This window comes from Thioclava sp. 'Guangxiensis' (assembly GCF_045348365.1).
GTDB lineage: Bacteria > Pseudomonadota > Alphaproteobacteria > Rhodobacterales > Rhodobacteraceae > Thioclava > Thioclava kandeliae.
The window spans coordinates 158,875-183,787 of record NZ_CP155823.1 but is presented as its reverse complement, the minus strand read 5'-3'; the positions used below and the strand labels follow the sequence as shown (position 1 = coordinate 183,787).

Below are 24,913 nucleotides of genomic sequence, written 5' to 3'. Positions count from 1 at the left end.
GTGGCGGCCGACCTGTCACTGAAATGGCATTAAATGCCGCACACTTTACTGACCCTTATGTATATCCCGCGCGGGCAATAACCAACCGGCGTTGTTGCAGATATTGGCGAGAAGGATTCCGTACGTGCGTTTTGAGGGTTAGTATGCTGGCATGCCTAAGCCTGTCCACACCCGCTACCGCACGACAAACTGGTCCAAGTATAACGCGTCTCTCAAGCAGCGCGGATCATTGTCGATTTGGTTTGATCCGACCACAGGTTGGCGGGCGGACCGAAGTGGTAAACGAGGCCATCCCGAGACCTTCTCCGATAGCGTGATCCAGACCTGCGTGACGTTGAAAGTGCTGTTTGGTCTACCACTTCGCCAAACTGTTGGCCTTGTCGCAAGCCTGATCAAGATGGCGGGTTTGGACTGGCCGGTGCCGGATTATTCGACGCTGTGCCGCCGCCAAGCTCGGATCAAAGTGCAGATCCCCTATCGACCGTCCGGTAAGCCCCTGAACCTATTGATCGACAGCACAGGCATCCGTTTCCGCGGTGATGGCGAATGGCTCACGCGCAAGCATGGTGCGACCCGTAGGCGGGAGTGGCGCAAGGTCCATTTGGCCATGGATACGACGACGGGCGATATCCGCGCAGTCGAGTTTACCTCAAGCAGGCAGGGCGATAGCCCGATCCTGCCAGAACTTCTGTCACAAATTCCGGCAACAGAGAGCATCGAGACGATCACTGCCGATGGGGCTTATGACACGCGTCGGTGCCACGCCGCGATCCTTGGGCACGGCGCGGAACCGATCATTCCGATCCGCAAAAATGGTCGAGTTTGGAAAGCGGATTGCCCTGCCGCGATCTCGCGAAACGAGATCCTGAAGGCAACCCGTCGATTAGGGCGCTCAATCTGGAAGAAATGGGCCGGATATCACGCCCGAAATCGCGTTGAAGCTCAGATGAACCGACTGAAACTGATCGGTGACAGGATCATGTCACGAGACCCCGAGCGTCAGACCGCCGAAATCCAGATCCGCATCGCCATCATGAACCGCTGCTCGGCCCTTGGACGGGCCGAGATCGAAGCCGTCGCCTGAAGCCGGCGGGGAAAGGGACATATCGTTCTATCCCGCGAATAGCTCAACAACGCCTCCAAACACCGCCATCGGCGTGGAAAGCATGAAAGGGCTGATCCCATCATAGGCAATAATTGCGATCTTCATTGGCCCGATATATACGAAATATGCCCATCGGGCCACTGAATCTATATTTCATTTCAGTTTAATTTCTTTGAGCATATACCTCAAAGGAACCTTATTCATGGCTAGAGCACTAATCGTCATCGACGTTCAAAAGGACTATTTCGAAGGTGGCAGCCTACCACTGTGGAACGTCAACGAAATCGAGCAACGCATTGCAGATACCATCAAGCGCTCACGTGATCGAGGTGACAAAATCATCCTAGTAAGGCATATTTCCAAATCTCCCACAGGGCTATTTGCACAAGGCTCCGTCGGCTCAGAAATCAGCCCCTTGATCCTGAGCGTTGCCGAGGACGCGCCCGTGGTCGTCAAACATGTTGCAGATGCGCTTCAAGACACTGACTTGCTGTCTCACTTGGGGGAATGTGATGAACTTCTGCTTTGTGGGATGATGACACAGAATTGCGTAGCGTTCACCGCATTATCACGTTCGGCCGATCGCTTCCGTATACTGGTGGCAAGTGAGCTATGCACAGCCCCCTCGGAGATCGTCCACAAAATTGCGTTGAACGCTTTGGCGTCAAAGGTCGAGCTTGTCGAGCAACCATGACATCTGCCTCCGCCAGGCAACACGAATTATACCTCTCTGACCGAGACTGAACTGATTGGGACAGCACCGCCCAAGCGGTGCTTCCGAAATATGCACAAAAGTTAGTGACGCTTGACCAGGCGGTGTCTTGAAATTGGCGGAGGCCGTTTGCGGAGCTCAACCCCGCTGATGACCTCTGGCAAGCGGTTCTGGCCGTCGAGCTTTCGCCATTTCTTCTGCGCGGACATCATAAGCCTGAAAGCCGTAGAGCAAAGGTCGGCTTCGTCCGCATTTCGACTTACGAGAAGTGGCAAGCCCGTGGCTCTGCCGTGCCATCGGAAACGCTGTGCCGCCCTGCGCATCGCGTCATTCATCGAAAAATCGTGTTAGCAACTCTGCAACCGGCTTCGGTGTTTCCATCAAAGCCAAATGTGGCCCGTCAATCCAGTCGAGCGTGGCGCAGTCGATGCCATCCGCCAGAGTGATCGAGGCTTTGGGGTCAACCATCTGATCCTGCTGATTGCCCAGTATCAACGCAGGGGCGTAAATATTCTTTAGATCGAATGAGACGTCGACTAGTAGGTCGAGTTCTGCTTGCCGCGCGATACCTTGCCAGTTGCTGCTCGCCACCATTTCCTCAACGACCGCCTCCATATCACCCATTCCGGCGAGGAAATCTCGGCTGAAGCCTGTCAACAGCATGAGCCGTGCCAGCGATGGCGGATCCCGCCGTGCCAGATCCGCCCAGTGCCGGAACTGAAACTGCGAGCGAGGATCAGCTCCTGACACAAAGCCACCTACCAAGACCAGCCGTTCAACTCTGGCTGGCTGGCGGGCCGCAAGCCGCGTTGCGACTGCCGCCCCCAGCGAGAAGCCCAGCAGATCGAAACTTTCGACGCCAGCATGGTCCACCGTAGCCAACACCTGTCCGGCCAGACGGTCCAGCGTCAGGGCCTCTGCGGGATCATCAGTTAATCCAGCCCCTGCGTAATCTGGCCGGATCACCCTTCGGCCGGACAGAAACGGCATGAGGCCGGAAAAGTTCGCCTCACCGTCCCCTCCTGTCCCATGCACCAGCACTAGAGGCCGCCCCTCACCGTCGTCACGATAGCCAACGCTGGCACCGTCATGCTGGAAATAATCGATTTTCGACATGATTCTGTTCTCCGACTTGATGTGTCGGCTCTCGTCATGCACCCTGACAGCGCTGTTAGGGTCAAATGAGAAATGGAGGTATCTCAATGCAAATCGGCGAAATTTCCCAGCGTAGTGGTATCACCGTCCGGATGCTACGTTTCTACGAGGCCGAAGGTTTGCTTCGCCCGCACCGAACCGACAGCGGTTATCGCGACTATTCTGAAGCCGATGTTGAAGAGGCGAAACGGATAAAACAGCTGGCGGATGCCGGCCTTACGGTAGAGGCGATTCACGACCTTTTGCCCTGCATCATTAGCCCCAAACCGACATTCCACCCTTGTGATCGCTTGCGCGCCCGGCTTGAAGGTGAAGTGGCGAAACTTGAGAAGAGACTGGCGGATATGGAGCGATCCCGGTCCCAGATTGCAGGCTACTTAGCTGATTTGCCGGTAGAAGGCTCAGCAGTCACGTCTCAGGAATAAGGTATTTGCACCCTAGCCGACCAGCCATTCGCGAGAACGGCTCAATCTGTGCTGAGATTGCGAGGAGTTCCGCCGGAAGAACGAGTCCCGAGCTTTCCCTATAATCACGCTTGGGGCTTCTTGGGATTAAAGTAGCTGGCGTTCCATCTCGAACACCCGCGCTTGAGAAAATTTGAGAGCCTTGACCTTCAAATCCGCAGCATCAATCGCAGATTTCAATCGATCGCTGAAAAAGTATGTTCTTCCAAGAGTCGGATCTCACCAAATATCCGCCCCTTCACCAGCAGATGCCGAAACTGCCGGTACATCAAGATCGTTTATAGGTTTCCACTTAGCGTCCGGCCGTGGCTCAGTTTCGCGGCGCAAAATAGGCTTTTCTATATTCTCTGACAACCCAGGTATCAAAGCGTCTTTGGTCCCATAGACATTCAGGGCAAAGTGGTTGGGCAGCCCCGAGGGCGCGCCGTTCAAATCTGCAAGGATCGGCACCTCGAACAGTTGCACGCCAGTCATATCAAACTGCACAAGGATATCCCGCAGCGCCGAAGAAATAACTTGAAGGCCGTCGATTGTTTTAAAAGCATCTCGCGCGCTCGATGGCACGTTTCTTTGGCCATCGAAGTAGAGAAATCGCGGCTTGGCTTTGCCATCTACTTTTTTGTGTAAATACTGAAAAGCATCGAGGAATTCGATCTTATTTTCGCTATGGCAGGACCAGCCAAATGAAACGATATCCAGAAACCTTGGAAAACGAGAGATCCAAATTTTGGGGTCTTCTACCTGGTGCCAGTCGGTCATTCCTGCAGGTCCTTCGGGATTATCAAACTGATTTTATCAAACTTGCGGACTTACCGTCGGCAGCGGTGAAGATTAGGCGGTCATCATGACAATGTCATCTGGGATGCCGCGCGTGAAGGGTTATCGTCCCCTTCGTGAAGTCGTGACCTGTACGGTATGAGCCTATCATCGCTCTGATGTCTTTTTTCAAGAGACGAGCCACGCGATTTTTTTACGCCCGGGCGTTTGTCGTGGTCTGGACGCCCAAGGGTGGGCACGAGGTCTGAAGACGTCGGTGAACAAGCTCTGATGCGCGGGCTGGATACCGCATGACCGATTGTGCGTCTCGGGGCTATTCCTGTCTTACAACGGGCGTCAGCGCGAAGCTGGCCACAAAGCGAGTGTCGGATATTCCCCTGCCGTCGACCTCGCGCCCGCCATTGGGCGCGTCGGGATCGCGAGCTCAGTGCGCGGGCATGGTGCGGCGGGCGATGTCCCACATGAACGCTGCCATCTCTCGCGCGATCGCCGCGGTGACGACAGTCGGCTTCTTGCCGCGCTGGATGAGCTGACGATACCGGGTAGTCAGGCGAGATTGCGCCTTCCACGCAATGTCTTGGACTTCCGGTGACTGCTCTCTGAGGATGTAAAGCTTCCGCTCGCCCGGCCGTGCCTGCAGGCGGTAAGTCCAGGCCCCCTCGATCAGCTTGTGCCGCACGCGGGCGTTACCCGCACGCGTGATGCCGCCGCGCCTGGTCGTCTTGCCCGTCGAGTATTCACTGGGCACGAGCCCGAGATAGGCCATCAGTTTCACAGGTGTCTCGAACCGCCGTACGTCGCCGACCTCGGCCATGAAGGTGACGGCGCTGATCAGCGCAACACCCCGCAGCGCCTGAAGCGCGTTCACTGCGGGCGCGAGTGTCCAGTCCGGCACCAAGGCCTCGATGTGCCCGGTCAGTCGGTCCAGCCGCTCCGAGGCATTTCGTTCCGCCTGCAACATCTCCTGCAGCGCGATCTGATGCGCAGGGTGATCGAACGTCAGGGTCTGTAGCCAGCGCCGATACCGCATTGTCCATGGCTTGGAGCGTTGATAGACCCGCCCATGGCGCAGAAGGAAGGCTGAGACGAGCTGACGCTTGTGGCGTTGATCCTCTGCGGCACTTTCCCGGGCTCGGACCAGATCGCGCATCGCCTCGTGCGTCTCGTCGGGGACCCAGACTGGGGTCAATTCTCCGGCACGCAGAAGGCGTGCAAGACGCAGAGCATCAAGTCGATCAGTCTTGACCCGCTCTCCGGCTCTGACCGGGATCAGGGACGGCGCGACCACGCAACATTCGCAGCCGGCCGCGCGTATCTGCCGGTAGAGGCCGTAGCCCGTCGGTCCGGCCTCGTAGCAAGCCGAGATGTCACCTCGCCCGGAAATCTTCTTCAGCAACTTGCCAACGCTGGCGGGCGTGTTCTCGAACGTTCCAAGGCTGAGGACCTCATCACCACGCTCTCCACCCGCGATCGCGACCGCAAGTTTGTCTTTCGACACATCAATTCCGACGTAGATCGTTCCATGGGATTTCCGCATGTCTTCCTCCATCGCAAACAGACGGCACCCGCCGCCCCGCGATCAACATACAGGCTGATCCATCGATGCCGGGCGGATGAAAAAGACATGCGGTCTTTCTATTCTGCACGGCGGATTTCGAAGCCCCCCACGTACCCAATGTCACTTAGGGCTCAAACCAGACATGCGGCAGCACCATCACAAGGGCCGCACCACTGTATCGACGTCTTCGGCCCATTGTGTTGAAAAACTCGGGCGGCTCCAACACAGCACGGAACTCCGGAACGCCCGTTCTAACTTGGAGCTAAGAAGCCGCGCCAGAGAGAAAGATCTTACCTCTACCAGAACGAAATTCTCGTCGGAGCCCTGTGATTGCTCGGTGAGGGAGTTTTTCAACACAATCCGGACATTGCTGCCATTCGTCAGACGTGCCTTTCAGTAGCCATCCGGCTCGCCCTCAATCATAAATAGTTTTGGTCTAAACAGCCCTTTTAGAGCGGCACGGCGGCGAGAAAATAGCCCGAAATCACTGGCAACCTCGCCGAGCTGTGCCGTAAGTTGCACAAAATATCCCGACCCGATCTTTTCGACCGGAAACCCTGCCGATCGGAGTGCCGCGATATCGACCTCCTGCGCATAGGGTCCTCCAAACCAGGAAGCCCAGCCTGGATTGGTGAGCCCAGAATACTGGGAGTTCAAATCTCCCGCGCGAAACTCGGTGAAGAAGCTTCCGCACAGAAAGCGGGACCATGCCTTTTGTTGCAGCTCATCTACACCGCGCCAAACCTCACTGCGCGGCGCGCCTACGTTCGGACCATCGTGCAACACAAGCGGATGCAACATCGCCGCATAGGGCTGTGTCTGCCGGCACCATTCACGAAACAACCCTGCCCAGTCGACGTCAGGTCGGTACTGCGCCCAAAAGTTGATGCGGCTGAACTGTGGGAGTGCTAGCAGCTTGGTCGCGCTCGCAAAGGTGATGGCCCCCTGCGACTTGGCCACCTGTTTGCGCAGCCAATGAAAGTCCTGCGTGAACTCTGACTTAGCGCCCTTGGCCTCTATCGTGGCCTTGAGCGCACAATGCGCACGACAGTCGGCGAGCGCGCTGACATCGCTGCCGTTGCGGCTTGAGACCTCGCTAAAGGTGGCAACACGTTGGGGGACGAGTTTAGGTTCGGAAAACACCGCAGACAGCAACCTCTCGCCATCCTCCCAAGAGGTAAGGTCTTTCTGGGTTTTTATCGCAATGACGAGGTCGGTTTTCATCGATAGCTCCGGAAAGGCAGTATAAGAGCAAGGCCGTTTTGAATACCCTATACCACGAGCCTAGGCTGCAACATGGCACTGCCGCGCAAAGATGGGACAAAGGGCTCGAAGCTGACTTGCGGCAATGCGGCAGCTGGATACGAGCGCCGCGCTACCCCGCGACATATTCGGCCCTAAACGGTCATTCACTAGGCTGGCTCGGCTGCATCGCAGCTTCCCCAAACTGGCCATCCGTGGCATCGTGCAGAAAGGTCTGACACGCCAAGGTCGGCAGTGCGAACAAAGTGAGCTTTCGCTGCGACTGCATGAGTGGCAGTTTTCGGAACTTTCACAACATGGTGGCCCCCTCGACAGTTCTGCGAACTATCTGAAAGACCTCCTCTAGCTGATTTTTCGGTACACCGCCAAAAGCAAGCCTAAGTGCCTGTGGCACTGCGACCACCGTTGAAAAAGGTTCTGCACCGGATACGGAAATACCGTGATCTTTCAAACGTGTGACGATGGGTTCTGCCCGAACGCCCTTCTCAAGCGGCAGCCAAGCGAAGCCTGCGTTTCGATGTGAAAGAATGGACGTCCCAGCAAAAACGGTCTGGCATAGCTGCTGGCGCTCTGCCCCATCCCGCCGCCGGGTCACTTCGGAGTTGGCAAGTGTGCCGTCCTCTACCCAGCCCGTAACCAGACCGGAAATCAGCGCGGGGGCGTTCCAAGTCGTCGCCCTGATCGCTTCAAGCAATCTATCTGTTTGGGTCTCAGGGGCGATCAAGTAGCCCAGACGCAATCCTGTCGCGAGGCTTTTGGAAAAGCCTCCTACATGAACAGTTCGCTCAGGCGCGAGGGCGATGAAGCTTGCCGGCGGATCCGGTTCAAGAAACGCGTAGGCCGCGTCTTCGATCAGCAACAAGTCATGTGCGCGGGCCACCTCAATCAGGTGTAGGCGTGTTGCCTTATCCATAACCGAACCCAAGGGGTTATGAACCGTTGGCATCAGATATACCGCCCGCACCTTGCGCGCGCGACATTGTCGTTCCAGATCATCCGGGTCCATCACGCCATGTCGTCCCTCGACGGGAACAAGATCAAGGCCCTGCAACGCCGCGATGGATTTGAAACCGGGGTAAGTCAGGGTGTCGGTTGCAATCCTGTCCCCACGACGAAAAAGCCCGAGCGCGATGGTTGCCAGCCCATGCTGACCACCGGATGTGATTAGAAGGCGTTCTGGGTCTATGGGGCCATGAATCGGGGCAAGGCTTTCAGCAATAATCCGACGCTCATGCGCTCGCCCGCCATGGGGCTGATAGCGCAGCATTGCTTCAAGATCGCCCGCCGCGGCAAGTCGGCGCAGTCCAACGCGCAGCATATCCGCATCGCCTGCGTCACCCGGCATGTTGAAAACCAGATCTATGAGGCCATCACTGGCTGTCTGTCGGACCCCAAGCGTAGGGGGCAATCCGAGGTCGCGGACGAAGGTGCCGCGTCCCGCTTCGCCGACGATCATCCCTCTGCGCTCAAGTTCTCCATAGGCACGAGTCGCCGTGGCAAGAGCTACGCTGAATTGTTCAGCGAACGCGCGATGTGTGGGCAGCTTCGTGCCCGGAGCCAGCTTACCTTGTTGAATCGCCGTCGAGAGCATATCGGCAAGGCGGATGTAACGGGCCTTCATCATGTCCTCACTGTATCTAGTACAATAGAAAAATTGTCATGTTTTATATCTCGTGGCATTCCGATCTCAAGTCAATCTTCGAGGTTCGCGCCCCATGCCCAAACTGATCCCAGTTTCACTGCTCTCCCTAGGTCTCTTCACGGTGACGTTTGCCGTGAACCTTCAGGCTCCGCTCTACGATGCTTATGCGGCGGAAAGCGATGTCGGGGCGACGGGGGTAACGGTTGCCTTCGCGGCCTATGTCGGAGGTCTCATGCCGACTCTGTTGCTGCTCGGCGGGCTTTCGGACCGCATCGGGCGACGGGGTCCGATTGCGCTGGCGCTGATCTTGGGTACCGCGGCTACCGCACTTCTCGTTCAGCTGCCCAGCTGGACGAGCCTGATCGTCGCGCGCTTCCTGCTTGGGATCGGAACCGGTCTGGCGACGACTGCTGGGACGGCTTACATGACGGAAATTCTCGGATCGGATCGCGCCAAGAACGCTGCCCTCATCGTCACCTCTGCCACGTCGCTCGGCTTTGGCGGCGGCGCGCTGGCGACCGGTATAAGCCTCGGGGTGCAGGGGCCGACGTTCTTGCCCGCCAGCTACATCGGTCTGTTCGTGGCGGCTCCGGTCCTCGCCATGATCGCCCTCGGACTTCCCCGGGTCGACAAGCCTCGGAACGTTTCCCTTCTGCGACTGCCGGTCTTCCCTTCCTGCACATGGAGGTTTGGGGCCGCAATGGCTCTGGCTTGGTCCACGAGCGGCATGACCATCGCTGTCATTCCGCTGGAGCTTGCGGCGAACGACCTCGGTGGATGGACGGGCCTTGTTATCTTTCTGGCAATCTGCGTGGGCTTTCTCTGCCAACCGATTGCTAGGCGTATGACCAACGACCGCGCGCTCGCCCTCGGGTTCGTCTTGATCCCGCTCGGCTTCGTCGTTCTTCTCGCTGGTGTCTGGCTGAAGGTTCTAGCCTTTGTTCTCCTCGGCACCTGCATCACCAGCGCGGCTAGCTACGGCTTCACCTACCTCGCGTCATTGGCGGAAGTTTCGTTGCGTGCGCCGGACGATCGGGCGCGAGCGACGGCGGGCCTGCTCGTCTATGCGTACTTCGGGTTCTCGCTTCCCGTAATCGTTAGCGGTGCATTGGCAGATATGTTCGGCCTATTGTCGGCGATGTTGATGTTCGGAGCGGTCCAGATCATTGTCACGACGATTATTGTGATGACGGGGAAGCGAGCGTCTGTTTCGCCCGTTGCCACTCTCGATGCAGGGATAGGAACCAGATGACAGATAAGGAAAGCAAAAAGCGGCTGCGGATCATGGTGCTGTTCGGTGGCCGGTCGGACGAGCATGAGGTTTCAGTGCTCTCCGCGACGAACATCCTCTCCGCGATGGATCGCGAGAAGTATGAACCGGTGCCGGTATATGTCGGGCGGGACGGCCGTTGGAGACCCAGCGATTTTACAGCGGGCTCACTCTCAAGACCCGCATATGGGTCATGTGTCTTCCCTATTCCTGGTGAACGGGGGCATCTGATTTACCTTTCGGAAGCTGGACACGCCGAGAAGTTGCCGCCCGTCGATGCTATTTTTCCGGTGTTGCACGGCCAGTGGGGCGAAGACGGTTCGATACAGGGGGCAGTCATCACCGCGTGTGTCCCTCTGGTCGGATGCGGCATTCCGGGTTCGGCAAATGCGCTGGACAAAGAGATCGCGAAACGGCTCCTGAGAGAGGCAGGGTTGCCGGTGGCTCGATCGGTGACGCTCCGCCGGGAAGACCCGGCACCTTTCGAGGTGGTGAAGAGGAAGCTGGGCGCGCCGTTCTTCCTAAAACCCGTCACGCAAGGGTCGTCAGTCGGTGTCGGGAAGGTTGCAACCGACGAGGAATATCGAACTGTACTGGCAAATGGCTTTGAACTCGACCAACGGGTGCTTGCGGAGGAACATATCACAGGCCGCGAAATTGAATGCGCGGTCTTGGAAGAGGCGGACGGGTCTCTGTTCGTCTCTAAGCCGGGTGAGATTATTCCTTCCACCACGCATGGGTTCTACACCTACGATGCGAAATATACTGATCCGGATGGGGCCAAATTGCACGTCCCAGCCGATCTCTCCGACGACGATGAAGCGTCAATCCGCTCGATGGCCGCCCAAGCGTTTCGTGCGGTTGGTTGCGATGGAATGGCTCGCGTTGATTTTTTCCTAAGGGCCGATGGTGGGCTGGTCGTAAACGAACTAAACACCATGCCTGGGTTCACGGATATCAGCATGTATCCGAAGGCGATGGCTGCAAGCGGGATCAACGGACGGGAGTTGATCGAGAGATTGATCTCTCACGGGTTGGCGCGTTTTCGGACCGAGGATTCTAACCGGTAAACACGGCTTCTTTCAGCGGAAGAATAGCAGAGCTGCCGTTCGCACGAGGCGCAGCATCGGTCAAAAAGGGCTCGAAGCGGTCATGCGGCGGTGCGGCGGCCCCATCACGAGGGCCGCGCCACACTATCGACGCGATCGGCCCTATCGGGACATTCAACGGGCCGATCTACGCGGTGATGTAGTTCACTGAACCAGCCATTCGTGGCACTGTGCAGCACGACTCGGTTGCTCGACGTCAGCAATGCGGACATTACTGCCATTCGCCATAGGTGCCTTTCAGCAGCCATCCGGCTCGCCCTCAATCATAAATAGTTTTGGTCTAAACAGCCCTTTTAGAGCGGCACGGCGGCGAGAAAACAGCCCGAAATCACTGGCAACCTCACCGAGCTGCGCCGTAAGTTGCACAAGATATCCCGACCCGATCTTTTCGACCGGAAACCCTGCCGATCGGAGTGCCGCGATATCGACCTCCTGCGCGTAGGGTCCTCCAAACCACGAAGCCCAGCCTGGATTGGTGAGCCCAGAATACTGGGAGTTCAAATCTCCCGCGCGAAACTCGGTGAAGAAGCTTCCGCCCAGAAAGCGGGACCATGCCTTTTGTTGCACCTCGTCGACGCCGCTCCATAACTCACCGCGCGGCGCGCCTGCGTTCGGGCCATCCTGCGACACAAGCGGATGTAAAATTGCCGCATAGGGTTGTGTCTGCAGACACCATTCACGAAACACACCCGCCCAGTTCACTTCCGGCCGATACTGCGCCCACAAGTTGATGCGGCTAAACTGCGGGCGCTCCCGCGATTTGGTCGCGCTCGCAAAGGTGATTGCCCCTTGTGACTTGGTCATCTTTTTGCGCACCCAGTGGAAGTCCAGCGTGAAATCTGATGTGGTGCCGTTGGCTACTGTCGTCCCCTTGGGCGCCCAATGCGCACGACAGTCGTCGAGCGCGTCGACATTGCTGCCGTTGCGGCTGGAGACCTCGCCAAAGGTGGCAACACGTTGGGGGGCGAGTTTAGGTTCGGAAAACACCGCAGACAGCAACCTCTCGCCATCCTCCCACGAGGTAAGGTCTTTCTGAGTTTTTATCGCAATGACGAGGTCGGCTTTCATCGATAACTCCGGAAAGGCGATATAAGAACACGGCCGTTTTGAATACCCTATACCACGAGCCGAGGCTGCAACATGGTACTGCCGCGCAAAGACGGGACAACGGGCTCTAAGCTACCTTTGGCCTTGAAACGGGTACTTGGGACGTGGACGGAACGGAGACGAAATCAGGCTAGGGTTGCGCTCATTATACGTCACGAACGGCCTTAGATGACCAGTTCCTCTACCCCGTCAAGCGCCACACGGCCACGATGCAGGACATGAGGAACACCCACAAAAAGCAGCGGCCTGCGGTCAGTCGCTTTCATCTCCCGAAGGTAGTCTCTCGTTCGGTCAGGAAGAACGGAAAAGCGCGCAACGCGATCCGCTGAATAGGGCACGACATCTTTCTTTGCCGCCGCCAAATCTGCGTTCGGCCCTGCATTTTCATAGAGCCAGATCACGGTGTCATCCGTGCTAAATCCCGCATGGTCTGCATTAATGCCAAGGAAGGTGACACCCTCCTTAGGCCAAGTGTGGCCTGCCTCAACGAACGCGGCCCGAATTGCTTCAGGATGGACCGGTGAAAACAGCACACAATCCCCCCAGCGACACATCAGCTCGGGCAACGGCCGATCCGGGATAGAAAAGCGCCCTTGATATTTCGCCATTGCCTTGGCGGCGAGACTGGGATCGACCCCCTGTAGCTCGAAAAATGGTACGAGGCTTGTACCAATCAGGTTTCGAGGACGTAAGTGATACAGCATGGTCTTAGGCAAAGGTTGTAGGTCCCTTGATGCATGAACGGCCGCCCACCATAGCCCGCGCAACGCTCCCGCTGCAAACGTCAGCAATGCGGACAGAGCTTGAGTTCGCTGCATTTTGAACGCGGGTCTGCTTCAGTGGATTGGACCGATCAGTGCTGGATGTGTATTAAGGCGTTATGACATGGACCATCCACATTGCGAATTCCTCGGGTCACCTCGACGGCCTTGTGTCTCCGATCCGTGCTGTGATTGATTGTGCGCAGGCGCGCGCAGAGACCGTTACCGAAGCCGTAGATCTTGACGTAGTGGTACAGGCTTGGCCGGGCCGCGTCATTCCGCATCTGGGGCACGTGGGCTTTGCTCCGACCGCCGATATGATCCAGCTAACCTTCGATCCGGCCAACTCGAACTGTGTAAGAAATCTGGGCGAACCGCTTGAGCGAACGGTTGTTCACGAATTGCACCATGTGCTTCGGTGGCGCGGACCGGGTTACGGCCGCACGCTGGGCGAGGCCCTCGTCTCCGAAGGGTTGGCAGGTTATTTTGCGCAACAGCTCTATGGGGGGCCGCCTGAAAAGTGGGAGTCATCACTCGATGACGAAGCCCTTGCGCAAGCCGCAATTGACGCAGCCGTTGCTTGGGACGATGCAGCCTACGACCACGCCGCATGGTTTTTTGGAACGGACCCCGCGTGGCGGGGCTACGCCCTTGGATATGCCCTAGTTGGGAGGCATCTCATGGCGCACCCGAGCGAAACGCCAGCCACGCTGATCCACGCCGAAGCGGCCAGCTTTCGCGGCAACCTTGAAATTGGCTCTTGATAGAACAGCGCAGAAGATCATCGACATTCGATAGCCGCCGTTTGTATCGATTACAGCATATTGCAAGAAGGGCTCGAAGTTGTCTTTGGCCTTCAACAGATGTGTCGCGCCTAGTCTGCGCGACACATCCGCTGCAAACCTCCGCAATGCGGGATAAACCGGTAGTTCGCTGCGGGATACACGAAGGTCGGTTTTTCAGCATGGCAAGGTTCTCATCATCAGCTACCTCTATAGGCCTTTTTCATGATCGAACTTACAGACCTAAATCGCTGGCCGTCATTGGCTAACCAGCTTTCAGTTGCAGAGCAACTGTTCGGCACGCAAGGTCAATCCTTCGTCCACGACTGGCTCGCAGGAGAAGTCGGACGCATTAACGATCCAGCCTTCGCCAAGCTGTTTACAGATCAGGTCAGTCTGCCCGGTGTCGCCGATGCTGATTACGCCCACAGGCACGTCCGATCCGCAGCGGGGGAGTTGATTGGTGGAATTCGTTTCTACGCCCAAGATACGAGCCGCCCGTTCGTGGAGATCGTTGCGCATTCCTTCGCGGGCGCGGCTCTCGCGGATGAAGAATTGGACAGGCTTCGTGACTGCGTACGATCAGAATGGTCGATGTTCGCGCCCCTCGACCTGCGACTACGCGTTGCACCCGGCGGAGTCGGTCACCCGGCGGCGCGGACGGATGTGACGATTCACGCCGCTCGCCATCGGGATATGACGCAGCCGGACGGTCGTGTGCAGATGCCGCGCTTCGCAAACGTCGAGGAGGCAATAGAGATCGTTCGAGATCGCCATGCGCAGATCGCTGCCCATGCGCCGGACCTGGCCAAGAATCTTTCCCCCGCTGATCCAGATAACATGCGCGCGTGGCACGACGCTAATCAGCTCCGATCGATCCTCGCGGGGGCTGCCACCGTTGGGCTTCTCGCTATCGCGCCGGGGAGCGTGGCTTGGATCGAAGGGGATGTAGTCAACGAAGAGGTGGTCGTGGCCGCACATGGCGGTCAGGGATATGCTGCGTCAGCACAGGTTGCTTGGGCTGCGACGGTGGCGCAGGACCGCAACCGAGTCTTAGTTGGGACAATCGACCGCCTGAACCTAGCTTCTCGGCGATCCGCAGAACGCGCTGGCAGACCGGCCATTCTGGAGGAGATTTTCCTTCCTCTTGTCTAACGCTTGCCGGTGCGCATCTGGTTTAAAAGAATAGAGGAAAGCCGATCCTCGTGCGCTCCCTAGTATCGATCAAAAAGGGCTCGAAGCTGCCTTTGGCTTTCAAACGGGTGTTATGTCGCGCCGAACCTGCGCGACACATCCGCTGCAAACGTCAGAAATGCGGACTTTTCTGCCGGTAGCAATTCGCCAGTGCGATGGCAAACGCACCGGCGAATTTAGTCAGATTAGGCTTTGAAGACGAACCTCGCCCGCGTTCAAGAAGCAAGCTTTGGAGAAGGCTCTCGGTGGAATAGGGTTCGGAAGGCGAAGGTCGGCAAGACCAGGTATCGAAGCTGCCTTCGGCTCATAGGAACGGTCAATTTGTGAAATTGCAGCCAGAATGACGCCAGTTTTGCGAGCGAATGTTTTCAACACCTCCACTTGCTCTGAAAGCGGCGGCGTTGACCTCCGCTGGTCAAGAATTTGCAGGTAGTCAATCACGGCTACCGTCCCCTCCGGTGAACCAGCCAAATAGTTAGTGATGTAGTCGGCACAGATATCATCCGTGGCAATGATCTCTGGCGTGGGCTCCGGCAACGGGTCCGCAAGAGCACAAAAGCGCTCCATTGCCTCTCGCTCCGTATATTCAAGTGAAAACAACACGCTCCGCCGCCCTTCACTCGCTGCATCAAGCAAAAGCCTTAGCCCGAGCCGGGTTTTACCGTGTCCTGGTCGTGCCGCAATCAAGAGCATGTCGCCGTTTGAAAGCTGTGGGAGCAACGTCCCGAAATCTGCCTTTTTCGATGCATGCACGGCCAACAAGCTCCATGCCGAGAACCCTTCATTCACAGCGATACGGGCCTGCGCTTGATGCAGCGGTATATTTTGCTCTCGCGCCAGCAGCTTGGCGCGGCGTTTTAATTGATAGATCGGTGCGGATAGTCGCATCACGGAACCTCCATTCCGAGCCAGAAACGCAACCCCTCCTTATGCGAACGCTCGAACAGATGGCTCGATGATCTCTGACACCCTGTATGTGCGATACTTCCCCAGTTGGAGGGAGGAGGCGCGGGTCAAGCCTGACACTGAAGCTACTCTAGCTTCGCAGTTCGTACAAGGCAACGGAGCGCAAAGGGCTCAAACCGGTCATGCAGCGGCGCGGCGGCCCCATCACGAGGGTCGCGCCCATTCTATCGACGCCATCGGCCTTCTCCGGACATTTGCCAAGCTGGCTCCGCTGCAGCGCAGCTTCCTCATACCGGCGATCCAGGGCATGCTATAGCAAGGTCTGGCACGCCAAGGTCCGCTCCACGGACTTAGATCTTCAGGCTGACTGGCAGGGGCAGGATAAGGATCGTCTCTTTTTCCAGCCAATATAGGCGTAGAAGCAGTTCAGAACTGTAGAGAATGCAAATAAGATTGCCAGTTCGGTGTTTCCGTCATGGACGTACATCACTGTAAGGCCAGCCATCAGACAGGCGGCAAAAACACTCCACCACGGCCTTGGGTTTCTGGCACGCCGCCTTTCTTTATTCAGAGCTTCTTTACGGTTCGCCTCACGCACAAAGCGATACGAAGAGTCGTTAGTGCTAATTTTCATTCGCTACCTCCGGCGCGGCGACTTGGTAATTCTTGATCCATCGCGAAAATCTAGTTCAGCACATGCCCCATTCAATCGCAACGGCTCAAAGCTGCCATGCGGTGAAATGGGCTCAAACCGGTCATTTGTCCTCAGCGCCATCTACGCGGGCAACATAAACTTTTCAGTCCTCCCACGAGATACCAAGTTCATCGGTCCCGGTGAAACCCAGCTTTTGATAAAGGCGCTGCCCGGCGTCAGAACTGTGCAAGATAACGCTAGTACAGCCGATATGCCTAAGATGATCTAGGCAATGGCCCATAAGGGCGCTGCCTAGGCCCTGCTTCTGGTGATCTGCGCTGATATAGACACTCCACACATAACCGATCTTTCGGTGTGGCTCCTTCAGTATTTCCGGATATGGCGACCGGCGAACTTGGCAACACGCGGATGCAATAGGGATGCCCTTATACTCGCATACGAACGCGCCCAGCTCGAATTGTGCGGCGGCTTCAGCCAAAAAGTTTCGGATAATATGACCTGCGTCTGACCGATGGTGTTCACGGGGCACATCGTAGCTGTCCCATAAGGACAGGTAGTCTTCAACGAGAAGGTCAAAATCCTCTGGTTTAGCGGGACGAATTTTATAGGCGGTAGGCATGTCGAACAGTTTCCCTTCGAATAGCAAGTAGCCCGTAGTTCGCTAAAGGCTTGCTTGCTGCCCGCATACGCGTCACCACTCCATGCCATGCCCACGGGTAGCGGCACGCTCGAAGCTGCCATTGGCCTTCAAGCGGGTGTTATGGAACGGAAGACAAAACCAGCGTCGCAGGAAGGTTGCGAATGTAAACTAAAATAGGCGCGATTTCCGATAAAAAATGTTGACTAAAACGATCAACAATAAGATCATCTCTCTATGATTATGATTAGAGATTTTCGAGCCCCATACGATGCGTAAGTGCGTAAAAATTGGCACAGGAGTAATCGCTGCGGCGATTGTGATCGCTGTAGGAAGCATTGTCGCATTTACAACAAAGAACCCCTCAATTGGGGTGTTCCTGTGTTCACCTTGCTATGGCTTCAAGCAAACAGCATCAAATTTTTACGTCGAACGAGAAACACCAGAAGAAAAAATTATTTCATTTAAAGAAGCGCTTGATAACGCCACGGTACAAGTGAAAGATGTGTTTGGCGGGATTAAAGCGCCGACCCCGAAAATTTTCGTGTGCGCAACAAAGTACTGCGCAAAACGAATAGGCATGAATCCAAACGGTGAAAAAGCGTCCGTCATCTTAGCAGGCCGTATGATGCGAGTGGCACCGGGGGGACAAAGTAATACTATCCTGTCCCATGAACTAACCCATGCTGAACTTCATCACCGAGTTGGCATTAGTATAATGGCTCAGGGATTAATTCCAGCTTGGTTTGATGAAGGTGTCGCCGTCGCTGTATCTCAAGACAGTCGATACCTAACGCTGAGCAAAAATGGTGCGCTGCATTGCTTATTAGAACCCGGTCAGAATTTGCCATCTGACCGTGATGAATGGAATAAACGTGCGGCAGATGGTGAGCACGACTTGTATGCGCGAGCCGCCTGTAGGGTCATCCGTGATCTTGGAGTGGAAGATCAACCACCACGCGTTCTTGGTGACAAACTACTCAGATCGCTTGTGAATATAACCTCTGGTCAAAGTCTTCAAATGCCGTGACGACTGTAGTGTAGACCGCAAGAATTTAATCTTTACCACTCCAAGCCATGACCACGCCCACGGGTAGCGGCACGCTCATTGTCCCGCTCGCTATCCGTCTCGCGCTGATGGTCCTTGCGGGTGCGCTGCGCCTCGGCCTTCTGCTCCTGACGATACTCGGCCATGCGCTCGCTGAACGCCTGCCGGTCGATCCCGGAAAGCGCCGCGCGGAGGCGCTGGGTGAAGTTCGGGGCGGGGCCTTGATCCCTTTTCAGCTCGGTCGCCCGCTCCGTGCGTTCAAACAGCGCCTCACGCAGCCGTAGAGCGCGAGCCGCGCAACCTCCGCCTTCACCTCGTGCCAGGCACTAACGGCCCCGACCTCATGGCCACGTTCCTCCATCTGCCACACCCCTGCGGAAACTTGCGGCAGGGGCGCTCGGTCCAGCGACACCGCCCGCACAGTCTCGCGCAGCTCCTCGGCCTCGTCGCCGCGTTCACGCGCATCAACGGCCAGCTCAAGGGCCTCGTCCCGTAGCGCCTCTAGAGTGCGGTGGGCCGATAGGCTCAAAAGCAACACCATTTGACGCCATGCGCGCAATCGAAACGCTTGCTCTGAACCTGCGGCGCACGCCACCTTTCGACCTCGATCCCTTCACGCATATGCGTGTCGAACTCACAGAAAAGGGCAAGATGAATATTAACTTCGCCCATATCCCGGAATGGGACAGCTGGACGGGCCTTTTCATGCGTGGAGTGAGCGAGCTTTCAGAAGAGGAAGCGCGTAACCCGGAGCTGAGCAACACATGGGGGATCGACGTCGAGCATTGGCAAAAATGCCGTGCCCGGCGAGCACAGGAGCCTTACGAGAAGTGAGCGGTACGGCGATCATTGCAAACGTCAGCAATGCGGACATTTCTGCCGTTAGCTGCGACGGCTCAATCTGTGTTGAGATTGTGAGGGGTTCCGCCGGAAGAACGAGTTCCGAGCTTTCCCTATAATCTGGCTTCAGGCTTCTTGGGGTTAAAGTAGCTGGCGTTCCGCGTCGAATACTCGTGCTTGAGAAAATTTGAGAGCTTTAACCTTCAAATCCGCAGCATCAATCGCAGATTTCAATCGATCGCTGAAAAAGTAAGTGCTCGTAAGGTTCGGATCGCACCAAATATCCGCCCCCTCACCAGAAGATGCCGACACTGCCGGCACATAATGTTCGTATTTAGGTGCCCACCTTGCGTTCGGTCGTGGCTCAGTTTCTCCGTGATAAATGGGCTTTTCGATATTCTCTGATAACTCCGGTATCAAAGCGTCTTTGGTCCCATAGACGTTCATCACAAAGTGGTTGGGCAGACCCGACGGCGCACCTTTCAAATCGGCAAGGATCGGCACCTCGAATAATTGCACGCCAGTCATATCAAACTGCACGAGGACATCATGCAGCGCCTGAGAAATAACCTGAAGGCCGTCTATTGTTTTAAACGCATCTCGAGCGGTCGATGGCACCTTCCTTTGGCCATCGAAGTAGAGAAAACGCGGTCTGGCCTTGGCATCTACCTTTTTGTGACGGTACTTGAAAGTACGAATAAATTCGAGCTTGTCTTCGCCATGACAGGACCAGTTAAACGAAACGATATCCAGAAATCTTGGAAAGCGAGAGATCCAAATTTTTGGGTTTTCTACTTGGTGCCAGTCGGTCATTCCTGCACGTCCTTTGGGATTGTCAAAACAGATTTTATCGCAATTGCCATCTTACCGTCGGCGGCGGTGACGATTAGGCGGTCACCACGACAATGTCATCTGAGATGCGGCGCGTGAAGGGCTATCGTCCCGCTCGTGAAGTCGTAACCTGTACGGTATGAACCTATCATCGCTTTGTATTCTGTACGGCGGATTTCGAAGATTCCCCACGTACTCAATGTAACTTAGGGCTCGAAGCGGTCATGCGGCGGCGCGACGGCCCTATCACGAGGGCCGCGCTACCCTATCGACGCGATCGGCCCAAACCTGCCGTTCATCGTGCCGATCTACGCGGTGATGTAGTTCACTGAACCAGCCATTCGTGGCACTGTGCTGCACGATCCGGTTGCTCGACGTCCGCAAAGCGGACATTGCAGACACAGCCATTACCTGAAAAGGTTCGTGGCATGGAATTGCCCGACCTCCCTCCTGATATGAAATTCCCTCGGCTAGGCAGCGAACCCCGCGATCTTGCCTTTGCTTTCGAGGTTAAACGAGCGGCCATGGGACCGCACATAATCAAGCGCTGGCCTTGGGATGAAGCTTTCCAACGGGACCTGCATGAGCGTCATTACAGCGAGAAGCCATTTTTCGAGATAAGACGCTCGGAGCAGAGGCTCGGAACGCTATCGCTTCAGCGGCAGTCGGATCACGTGCGTTTCGGAGAGTTTTATTTATTCCCAGAGCATCAAGGCCAGGGAGCCGGTTCGACTATTCTCGCGCACTGTCTCGCAGTGGCAGACAGTCTGCAGTTACCTGTTAGGTTGGAGTACTTGCACTGGAACCCGGTAGGCTCGCTCTACCGGCGGTATGGCTTCAAAGAGATCAGTCGTTCCGAGATCCACTGCTTCATGCAGCGAGAAGCTGTCGACTTGTAGGTGCGCTACGGTCTCGGAAGCGGACCTTCGGCAGCGCAGATTCCCCAAACCGGCCATCCTTGGCATCGCGCAGTAAGGTCTGGCACGCCAAGGTCCGCTGTAATCATTTTCGCAATTGTGCTATTTCTGTTACTCGAAATGTATAAACCATAAGATTTAGCGATGAACACCCGACTTATTGAAGATTTAGCCAGTCGAATTGTTGACCTCCCGGATAGGGCAATTGTGGCAGTTGACGGTATTGATGGCGCAGGAAAATCCACATTTTCTGATCTGCTGGCTGATCGCACTAAGAATTATGGGCGACCTGTCATCCGAGCGACCGTCGACAACTTTCATAACCCAGCAAGATTTCGGTACGCTCGTGGAAGGAACGACCCTACAGGATTTTTCCTCGACTCGTACGACTATGTTAGACTGCGTAAATATCTAATTGAACCGTTCCGCAATGGAAAAACAGAGATTCTCACATCGGTTTTCGACCATCAGACGGACAAACCAAATCCCGTTAAGCAAAGAGTTCCGCCTAAAGCGTTGCTTGTGTTCGACGGCATTTTTCTGCACAGGCAAGAGCTACTAGATGAATGGGACTTCAGTATTTTTATATCAGTTCCCTTTTCAGTTTCTTATGCGAGGATGGCGCAGCGTGATGGTTCCAATCCCGATCCACTCGCACCGGAAAATACTCGATACTATGAGGGTCAGCTTCGTTACCTTCGTGAAGCTAAACCCGAGAAATCGGCCCGCTTAGTTGTGACTGAATGGTAGGCATAAACGCCTAGCTCAGAAGTTGTGAGACTGAGTGCGGGCTTAAGCTGCAACCTACTAGGCAGCCATTCGTTCAGCCAGCAGCATCGGTTACGATGGGCTCGAAGCAGTCATGCGGCGGTGCGACGGCCCCATCACGAGGGCCGCGCCACCCTAACTACGCGATCGGCCCTATCCGGACATTCATCGGGCTACTCTATCCAGCGGTGCAGTTCGCTGAACCCGCCATTGTGGCACTATGCGGCACGACCCAGCTGCTCGACGTCAGCATTGCGGACACAGCTGCTAATCGGTCCCGCTTGCAAACGAGGGTCTGGCGCTATTCGACGCCCCCGCTGAAAATTTTCTTGAATTGACCAGAAAGACTGTAACCTATAAATAGGAAACGAATGATTCCTAAATAAGGTAACTCTATGGGTCTCGCACCAGAAACACGCCCTCGTGGCAGACCTCGAGCCTTCGACGAAGACCGCTTCCTCGATGCATCAATCGCATTGTTCAGCGCTGCAGGCTTTGCCGGGGTCAGCATGTCCGATCTGAAGACGGCGTCCGGGCTGACGACCGGCAGCATTTACAAAGCCTATAACGGGAAGGAGGGCGTCTTCGCCTCCGCGCTGGCCCGCTACATCGCCCTGCGCGAAGCCGAAATCGACGCACGCCTGAGTGCCGAGTCAGATGCACGGCAGAAGGTTGCCGCCCTGCTACGGATCTTTGCCGCGTTGAGCCAGGGCCGGGATGGGCGTCTAGGCTGCATGGTCGTTTCCGGAGTGGCTGATCTGGACCTTGTCGGCGATGCAGCGACGATACTGCGCAATCAGCTGGCGACGCGACGGGACCGGCTGGAGCAGCTGATCAACGAGGGGCACAGCGACGGCTCGATTTCAAAAGAAGTCGACCCTGCCACGACCGCCGCCTTGCTGCTTGCCATGCAACAGGGTATGCGCATCTTGGGAAAGGTCGAGCTCATGAAAATGGACAGCGGGACCCTTGTCGCTGGCGCGCTCCGGCTTCTCGGGCAAGCCTGATGCCGTTTCTCATCCTCTCTGCCCTGCTGGCAGGTGCCATGTTACCACTGCAGGGCGCCTTCAATGCCAAGCTCGCGCGCGCTCTGGGATCGGCCTTCTGGGCGGCCGGCATCTCTGCGCTACTCTCGGCTTTCCTGTTGTTCGGGGCAGGCATTTACCTGACACGCGGATTGCCCCGAACGGTTGACCTCGTTGCGCTGCCACTCTGGGCCTGGGCGGGCGGGATCTGTGGCGTCATCACGCTGGCGGGGATAGCCTTTGCGACGCCGCGCCTTGGTGCCGCTGGCATGGTCGCGCTCGTGATCACCGGGCAAGTCGTGTTTTCGCTTCTGCTTGACCGCCTTGGAATGTTCGACATGCCGCAACATCCGCTGACCCTTCAACGATTTCTGGCCGCCAGCATGTTGCTCGGTGGTGCGGTTCTCATTCGATAGGACTTCCCATGACATCGATAACACTTTCCCCCGCTCCCGAAGGCTTTGCGCACCGTTTCAAGCGTGTCGATGGGCTGCGCTTCCACTACGTCGATGGTGGGCGCAAAGATGCGCCCGCGTTGGTCTTGCTGGCGGGGTACCCTCAAAGCAGCTTTGCCTGGCGTGGAGTCATGACAGAGCTGCGGGACGAGTATCGCATCGTGGCCATCGACCTGCCCGGACAGGGAGACAGCGACAAGCCGCTGGATGGCTATGACACGCAGACCGTTGCACAGCGCCTGCACGGGCTGATCCAAACGCTGGATCTTGGGCAATATTTCCTAGCGGCACATGACGTTGGGGCTTGGGTCGCCTTTCCCTATGCGCATCAGTTCGAGCCCGAGATCAGGGCCCTTGTCCTCATGGATGCCGGTATTCCTGGCGTGACCCTACCAGAACATTTGCCCTCGGATCCCGATAAGTCATGGAAAACCTGGCATTTCCCCTTCCATGCCGTGCCCGACCTGCCCGAGATCCTTCTGGAAGGCCGCGAACTGCCGTATCTCGAGTGGTTCCTGCGGGAGAAGACCGCACATCCTGGTGCCTTTGACGAAGCGGCACTCAAGGAATACTTGCGGATCTTCACTGCACCAGGAGCACTTCGCGCCGGGTTGGCTTTCTATCGCTCGGCGGCTATTTCTGCCAGACAGAACAAACGCTTGGGCCAGGCGCAACGCCTTTCCCTACCGGTTCTTGCCCTTGGCGCAGATCAGGGCTCAATCCCCGATCTCTCCGGAGCGCTTGCACCGTTCTGTGCAGATGTCCATTCGAACATCATTGAGGAGTGCGGCCATTTCCAGCCAGAGGAGCAGCCAAAAGCGGTTGCCTCCGCTCTTCTGGATTTCTTTGGCCGAAGAGGCTGAGACGACAGCGGGCACGGGGCAGGAGGCCGCACACAGGTGCTTCCAGGTGCGCCGTGGCTCCTGAGATATAGATCTGGGACGTGGAAAGGCGGGCTCCTACTTGTGACGGGCTTTGAAGGGGGCAGCCCTTGCTGCTGCACCGTTCCACCCAACCATTCGCGTGAACCGTGATTCACACGCTTCATTCAGGAGTCCGAAATCTGTTCGATACGAAGTCGACGAAGGCCCTGACCTTGGGCGAGGTCAGGCGGCGGGCAGTGTGCAGGACCCAGATCTGTGTGGCGCTGCCCTCAACTGTCCCCATGTTGAGCAGCTTTCCACGGCGCAGATCCGCATCCACAAGGGAATGGGGCAGCGCCGCGGCGCCCGCACCTTCAAGCACGGCTGTCCGGACCAGTACATAGCTTGGAAGCTTCAGCACGACCGACCCAGCGATCTGACGCCCACCTGCGTTTGATTGCACGGTCCAATGCCCCTGTGTCTTTTGCGAGGACAGGATGACGGCGGGGACCTTCCCAGCGGCCCGCGCTGCAATTGCGGGCGTGGCGACCAAGGTCAGCCAGTCTTCCATGAAACATCGCCCGACCAGGCCATGAGTATCGGGCGGGTTCACGCGGATGACGACGTCGAAACCTTCGTCAACAAGATCAACCTGACGGTCGTCGGCCTGAACGTCCAAGACTACGCCGGGGTGGCGGGCCCGGAATTGGGCCGCGAGCGTGGCCATATGCATATGGCAAAAGAGTAAGGGCGCGCTGATCCGTAGTTGTCCATGAGGGTCATCACGGCGGCCTTGTATAGCCTCGCGCAGCTCCGCGAACTCGATGAGCAACTCCCTTGATCTGGCATGAAGCGCGCGGCCCTCATCGGTCAGCCGCAGGGTGTTGGCACCACGCTCTACCAGCCGTACGCCCAGATCATCTTCGAGACCTGCAAGATGGCGCGAAAGCGTTGCCTTGGAGCGCCCCGAGGCGCGGCTGGCGGCGCCAATGCCGCCGTGTTGTGCAACCAGCAAGAAGTTCTTAAGGGCAAGCAGATCCATGGGTATTCCATTTATGAAACGATAGAG

General features: G+C 56.7%; 28 protein-coding genes. 14 read left to right on the top strand and 14 right to left on the bottom strand.

Going from position 1 to position 24,913, the window contains the following annotated elements:
• Nucleotides 1-151: 151 nt before the first annotated feature.
• Nucleotides 152-1,084 (top strand): IS5 family transposase, encoded by a 933-nt coding sequence (locus ABEB22_RS14385; protein ID WP_349295674.1) that lies wholly within the window; start codon nucleotides 152-154, stop codon nucleotides 1,082-1,084.
• A 223-nt stretch (nucleotides 1,085-1,307) separates the two neighbouring features.
• A complete protein-coding gene (locus tag ABEB22_RS14380; RefSeq protein ID WP_349295673.1) occupies nucleotides 1,308-1,799 on the top strand; it encodes an isochorismatase family protein in 492 nt (163 codons plus the stop codon).
• A gap of 345 nt (nucleotides 1,800-2,144) precedes the next feature.
• Here ABEB22_RS14380 and ABEB22_RS14375 read toward each other — a convergent pair whose 3' ends face one another.
• A complete protein-coding gene (locus tag ABEB22_RS14375) occupies nucleotides 2,145-2,933 on the bottom strand; it encodes an alpha/beta fold hydrolase (RefSeq protein ID WP_349295672.1) in 789 nt (262 codons plus the stop codon).
• An 86-nt stretch (nucleotides 2,934-3,019) separates the two neighbouring features.
• Here ABEB22_RS14375 and ABEB22_RS14370 point away from each other — a divergent pair, with 86 nt between their 5' ends.
• Nucleotides 3,020-3,397: a MerR family transcriptional regulator gene (locus ABEB22_RS14370; RefSeq protein ID WP_349295671.1), complete on the top strand. Its 378-nt coding sequence runs from the start codon at nucleotides 3,020-3,022 to the stop codon at nucleotides 3,395-3,397.
• A gap of 258 nt (nucleotides 3,398-3,655) precedes the next feature.
• Here the strand turns inward: ABEB22_RS14370 and ABEB22_RS14365 are convergent, their stop codons facing one another.
• The 4 genes from ABEB22_RS14365 to ABEB22_RS14350 all read right to left on the bottom strand — a co-directional run bounded on the left by ABEB22_RS14365 (nucleotide 3,656) and on the right by ABEB22_RS14350 (nucleotide 8,658).
• Nucleotides 3,656-4,195 (bottom strand): hypothetical protein, encoded by a 540-nt coding sequence (locus ABEB22_RS14365; protein ID WP_349295670.1) that lies wholly within the window; start codon nucleotides 4,193-4,195, stop codon nucleotides 3,656-3,658.
• 442 nt (nucleotides 4,196-4,637) lie between these two features.
• Nucleotides 4,638-5,750: an IS110 family transposase gene (locus ABEB22_RS14360; protein ID WP_349295669.1), complete on the bottom strand. Its 1,113-nt coding sequence runs from the start codon at nucleotides 5,748-5,750 to the stop codon at nucleotides 4,638-4,640.
• Nucleotides 5,751-6,164: 414 nt separating this feature from the next.
• Nucleotides 6,165-6,995 (bottom strand): hypothetical protein, encoded by an 831-nt coding sequence (locus ABEB22_RS14355; RefSeq protein ID WP_349295668.1) that lies wholly within the window; start codon nucleotides 6,993-6,995, stop codon nucleotides 6,165-6,167.
• Between the two features lie 328 nt (nucleotides 6,996-7,323).
• On the bottom strand, nucleotides 7,324-8,658 hold the full coding sequence (locus tag ABEB22_RS14350) for a PLP-dependent aminotransferase family protein (protein ID WP_349295667.1): 1,335 nt from the start codon (nucleotides 8,656-8,658) through the stop codon (nucleotides 7,324-7,326).
• A gap of 91 nt (nucleotides 8,659-8,749) precedes the next feature.
• Here ABEB22_RS14350 and ABEB22_RS14345 point away from each other — a divergent pair, with 91 nt between their 5' ends.
• Together ABEB22_RS14345 and ABEB22_RS14340 are read left to right on the top strand one after the other, a co-directional pair.
• Nucleotides 8,750-9,928, top strand: coding sequence for an MFS transporter (locus ABEB22_RS14345; protein ID WP_349295666.1), 1,179 nt, complete (start codon nucleotides 8,750-8,752; stop codon nucleotides 9,926-9,928).
• Nucleotides 9,925-11,016 (top strand): D-alanine--D-alanine ligase family protein, encoded by a 1,092-nt coding sequence (locus tag ABEB22_RS14340; protein ID WP_349295665.1) that lies wholly within the window; start codon nucleotides 9,925-9,927, stop codon nucleotides 11,014-11,016. The genes ABEB22_RS14345 and ABEB22_RS14340 overlap by 4 nt, the downstream gene beginning before the upstream one ends.
• A gap of 276 nt (nucleotides 11,017-11,292) precedes the next feature.
• On the opposite strand, the gene ABEB22_RS14335 is transcribed toward ABEB22_RS14340, so the two are convergent.
• Together ABEB22_RS14335 and ABEB22_RS14330 are read right to left on the bottom strand one after the other, a co-directional pair.
• Nucleotides 11,293-12,123, bottom strand: coding sequence for a hypothetical protein (locus tag ABEB22_RS14335; RefSeq protein WP_349295664.1), 831 nt, complete (start codon nucleotides 12,121-12,123; stop codon nucleotides 11,293-11,295).
• Between the two features lie 203 nt (nucleotides 12,124-12,326).
• A complete protein-coding gene (locus tag ABEB22_RS14330) occupies nucleotides 12,327-12,878 on the bottom strand; it encodes a hypothetical protein (protein WP_349295663.1) in 552 nt (183 codons plus the stop codon).
• Nucleotides 12,879-13,042: 164 nt separating this feature from the next.
• Here ABEB22_RS14330 and ABEB22_RS14325 point away from each other — a divergent pair, with 164 nt between their 5' ends.
• Together ABEB22_RS14325 and ABEB22_RS14320 are read left to right on the top strand one after the other, a co-directional pair.
• Nucleotides 13,043-13,687, top strand: coding sequence for a DUF2268 domain-containing putative Zn-dependent protease (locus tag ABEB22_RS14325; protein ID WP_349295662.1), 645 nt, complete (start codon nucleotides 13,043-13,045; stop codon nucleotides 13,685-13,687).
• 243 nt (nucleotides 13,688-13,930) lie between these two features.
• Nucleotides 13,931-14,860 carry a hypothetical protein gene (locus ABEB22_RS14320; protein WP_349295661.1) on the top strand — a complete coding sequence of 310 codons (930 nt, stop codon included), beginning with the start codon at nucleotides 13,931-13,933 and terminating at the stop codon, nucleotides 14,858-14,860.
• A 219-nt stretch (nucleotides 14,861-15,079) separates the two neighbouring features.
• Here ABEB22_RS14320 and ABEB22_RS14315 read toward each other — a convergent pair whose 3' ends face one another.
• From ABEB22_RS14315 to ABEB22_RS14305, 3 genes are all read right to left on the bottom strand, one after another.
• On the bottom strand, nucleotides 15,080-15,787 hold the full coding sequence (locus ABEB22_RS14315) for a DNA helicase (RefSeq protein ID WP_349295660.1): 708 nt from the start codon (nucleotides 15,785-15,787) through the stop codon (nucleotides 15,080-15,082).
• A gap of 376 nt (nucleotides 15,788-16,163) precedes the next feature.
• The gene (locus tag ABEB22_RS14310; protein WP_349295659.1) at nucleotides 16,164-16,439 is read right to left on the bottom strand and encodes a hypothetical protein; all 276 of its coding nucleotides are present in this window, start codon (nucleotides 16,437-16,439) and stop codon (nucleotides 16,164-16,166) included.
• A gap of 163 nt (nucleotides 16,440-16,602) precedes the next feature.
• Nucleotides 16,603-17,079, bottom strand: coding sequence for a GNAT family N-acetyltransferase (locus ABEB22_RS14305; RefSeq protein WP_349295658.1), 477 nt, complete (start codon nucleotides 17,077-17,079; stop codon nucleotides 16,603-16,605).
• 289 nt (nucleotides 17,080-17,368) lie between these two features.
• Here ABEB22_RS14305 and ABEB22_RS14300 point away from each other — a divergent pair, with 289 nt between their 5' ends.
• On the top strand, nucleotides 17,369-18,127 hold the full coding sequence (locus ABEB22_RS14300; RefSeq protein ID WP_349295657.1) for a hypothetical protein: 759 nt from the start codon (nucleotides 17,369-17,371) through the stop codon (nucleotides 18,125-18,127).
• Between the two features lie 32 nt (nucleotides 18,128-18,159).
• Here ABEB22_RS14300 and ABEB22_RS14295 read toward each other — a convergent pair whose 3' ends face one another.
• Complete coding sequence (locus ABEB22_RS14295) at nucleotides 18,160-18,291, bottom strand: hypothetical protein (protein WP_349295656.1); 132 nt, start codon at nucleotides 18,289-18,291, stop codon at nucleotides 18,160-18,162.
• Nucleotides 18,292-18,377: 86 nt separating this feature from the next.
• Nucleotides 18,378-18,674, bottom strand: a complete 297-nt coding sequence (locus ABEB22_RS14290; RefSeq protein ID WP_406871186.1) for a hypothetical protein — start codon at nucleotides 18,672-18,674, stop codon at nucleotides 18,378-18,380.
• A 20-nt stretch (nucleotides 18,675-18,694) separates the two neighbouring features.
• On the opposite strand from ABEB22_RS14290, the gene ABEB22_RS14285 reads away from it, so the two are divergent.
• Complete coding sequence (locus tag ABEB22_RS14285; RefSeq protein WP_349295654.1) at nucleotides 18,695-18,979, top strand: hypothetical protein; 285 nt, start codon at nucleotides 18,695-18,697, stop codon at nucleotides 18,977-18,979.
• Nucleotides 18,980-19,126: 147 nt separating this feature from the next.
• On the opposite strand, the gene ABEB22_RS14280 is transcribed toward ABEB22_RS14285, so the two are convergent.
• Nucleotides 19,127-19,798, bottom strand: coding sequence for an imm11 family protein (locus ABEB22_RS14280; protein ID WP_349295653.1), 672 nt, complete (start codon nucleotides 19,796-19,798; stop codon nucleotides 19,127-19,129).
• Nucleotides 19,799-20,244: 446 nt separating this feature from the next.
• On the opposite strand from ABEB22_RS14280, the gene ABEB22_RS14275 reads away from it, so the two are divergent.
• The 5 genes from ABEB22_RS14275 to ABEB22_RS14255 all read left to right on the top strand — a co-directional run bounded on the left by ABEB22_RS14275 (nucleotide 20,245) and on the right by ABEB22_RS14255 (nucleotide 23,844).
• The gene (locus ABEB22_RS14275) at nucleotides 20,245-20,715 is read left to right on the top strand and encodes a GNAT family N-acetyltransferase (RefSeq protein ID WP_349295652.1); all 471 of its coding nucleotides are present in this window, start codon (nucleotides 20,245-20,247) and stop codon (nucleotides 20,713-20,715) included.
• Nucleotides 20,716-20,877: 162 nt separating this feature from the next.
• Nucleotides 20,878-21,483, top strand: coding sequence for a hypothetical protein (locus tag ABEB22_RS14270; protein WP_349295651.1), 606 nt, complete (start codon nucleotides 20,878-20,880; stop codon nucleotides 21,481-21,483).
• 527 nt (nucleotides 21,484-22,010) lie between these two features.
• A complete protein-coding gene (locus ABEB22_RS14265) occupies nucleotides 22,011-22,508 on the top strand; it encodes a TetR/AcrR family transcriptional regulator (protein WP_406871185.1) in 498 nt (165 codons plus the stop codon).
• Nucleotides 22,508-22,942, top strand: coding sequence for a DMT family transporter (locus tag ABEB22_RS14260; RefSeq protein ID WP_349295649.1), 435 nt, complete (start codon nucleotides 22,508-22,510; stop codon nucleotides 22,940-22,942). Before ABEB22_RS14265 ends, ABEB22_RS14260 begins: the two co-directional genes overlap by 1 nt.
• Before the next feature lie 8 nt (nucleotides 22,943-22,950).
• A complete protein-coding gene (locus ABEB22_RS14255) occupies nucleotides 22,951-23,844 on the top strand; it encodes an alpha/beta hydrolase (RefSeq protein WP_349295648.1) in 894 nt (297 codons plus the stop codon).
• Nucleotides 23,845-24,025: 181 nt separating this feature from the next.
• Here the strand turns inward: ABEB22_RS14255 and ABEB22_RS14250 are convergent, their stop codons facing one another.
• Nucleotides 24,026-24,886, bottom strand: a complete 861-nt coding sequence (locus ABEB22_RS14250; RefSeq protein WP_349295647.1) for a LysR family transcriptional regulator — start codon at nucleotides 24,884-24,886, stop codon at nucleotides 24,026-24,028.
• Nucleotides 24,887-24,913: the final 27 nt, after the last annotated feature.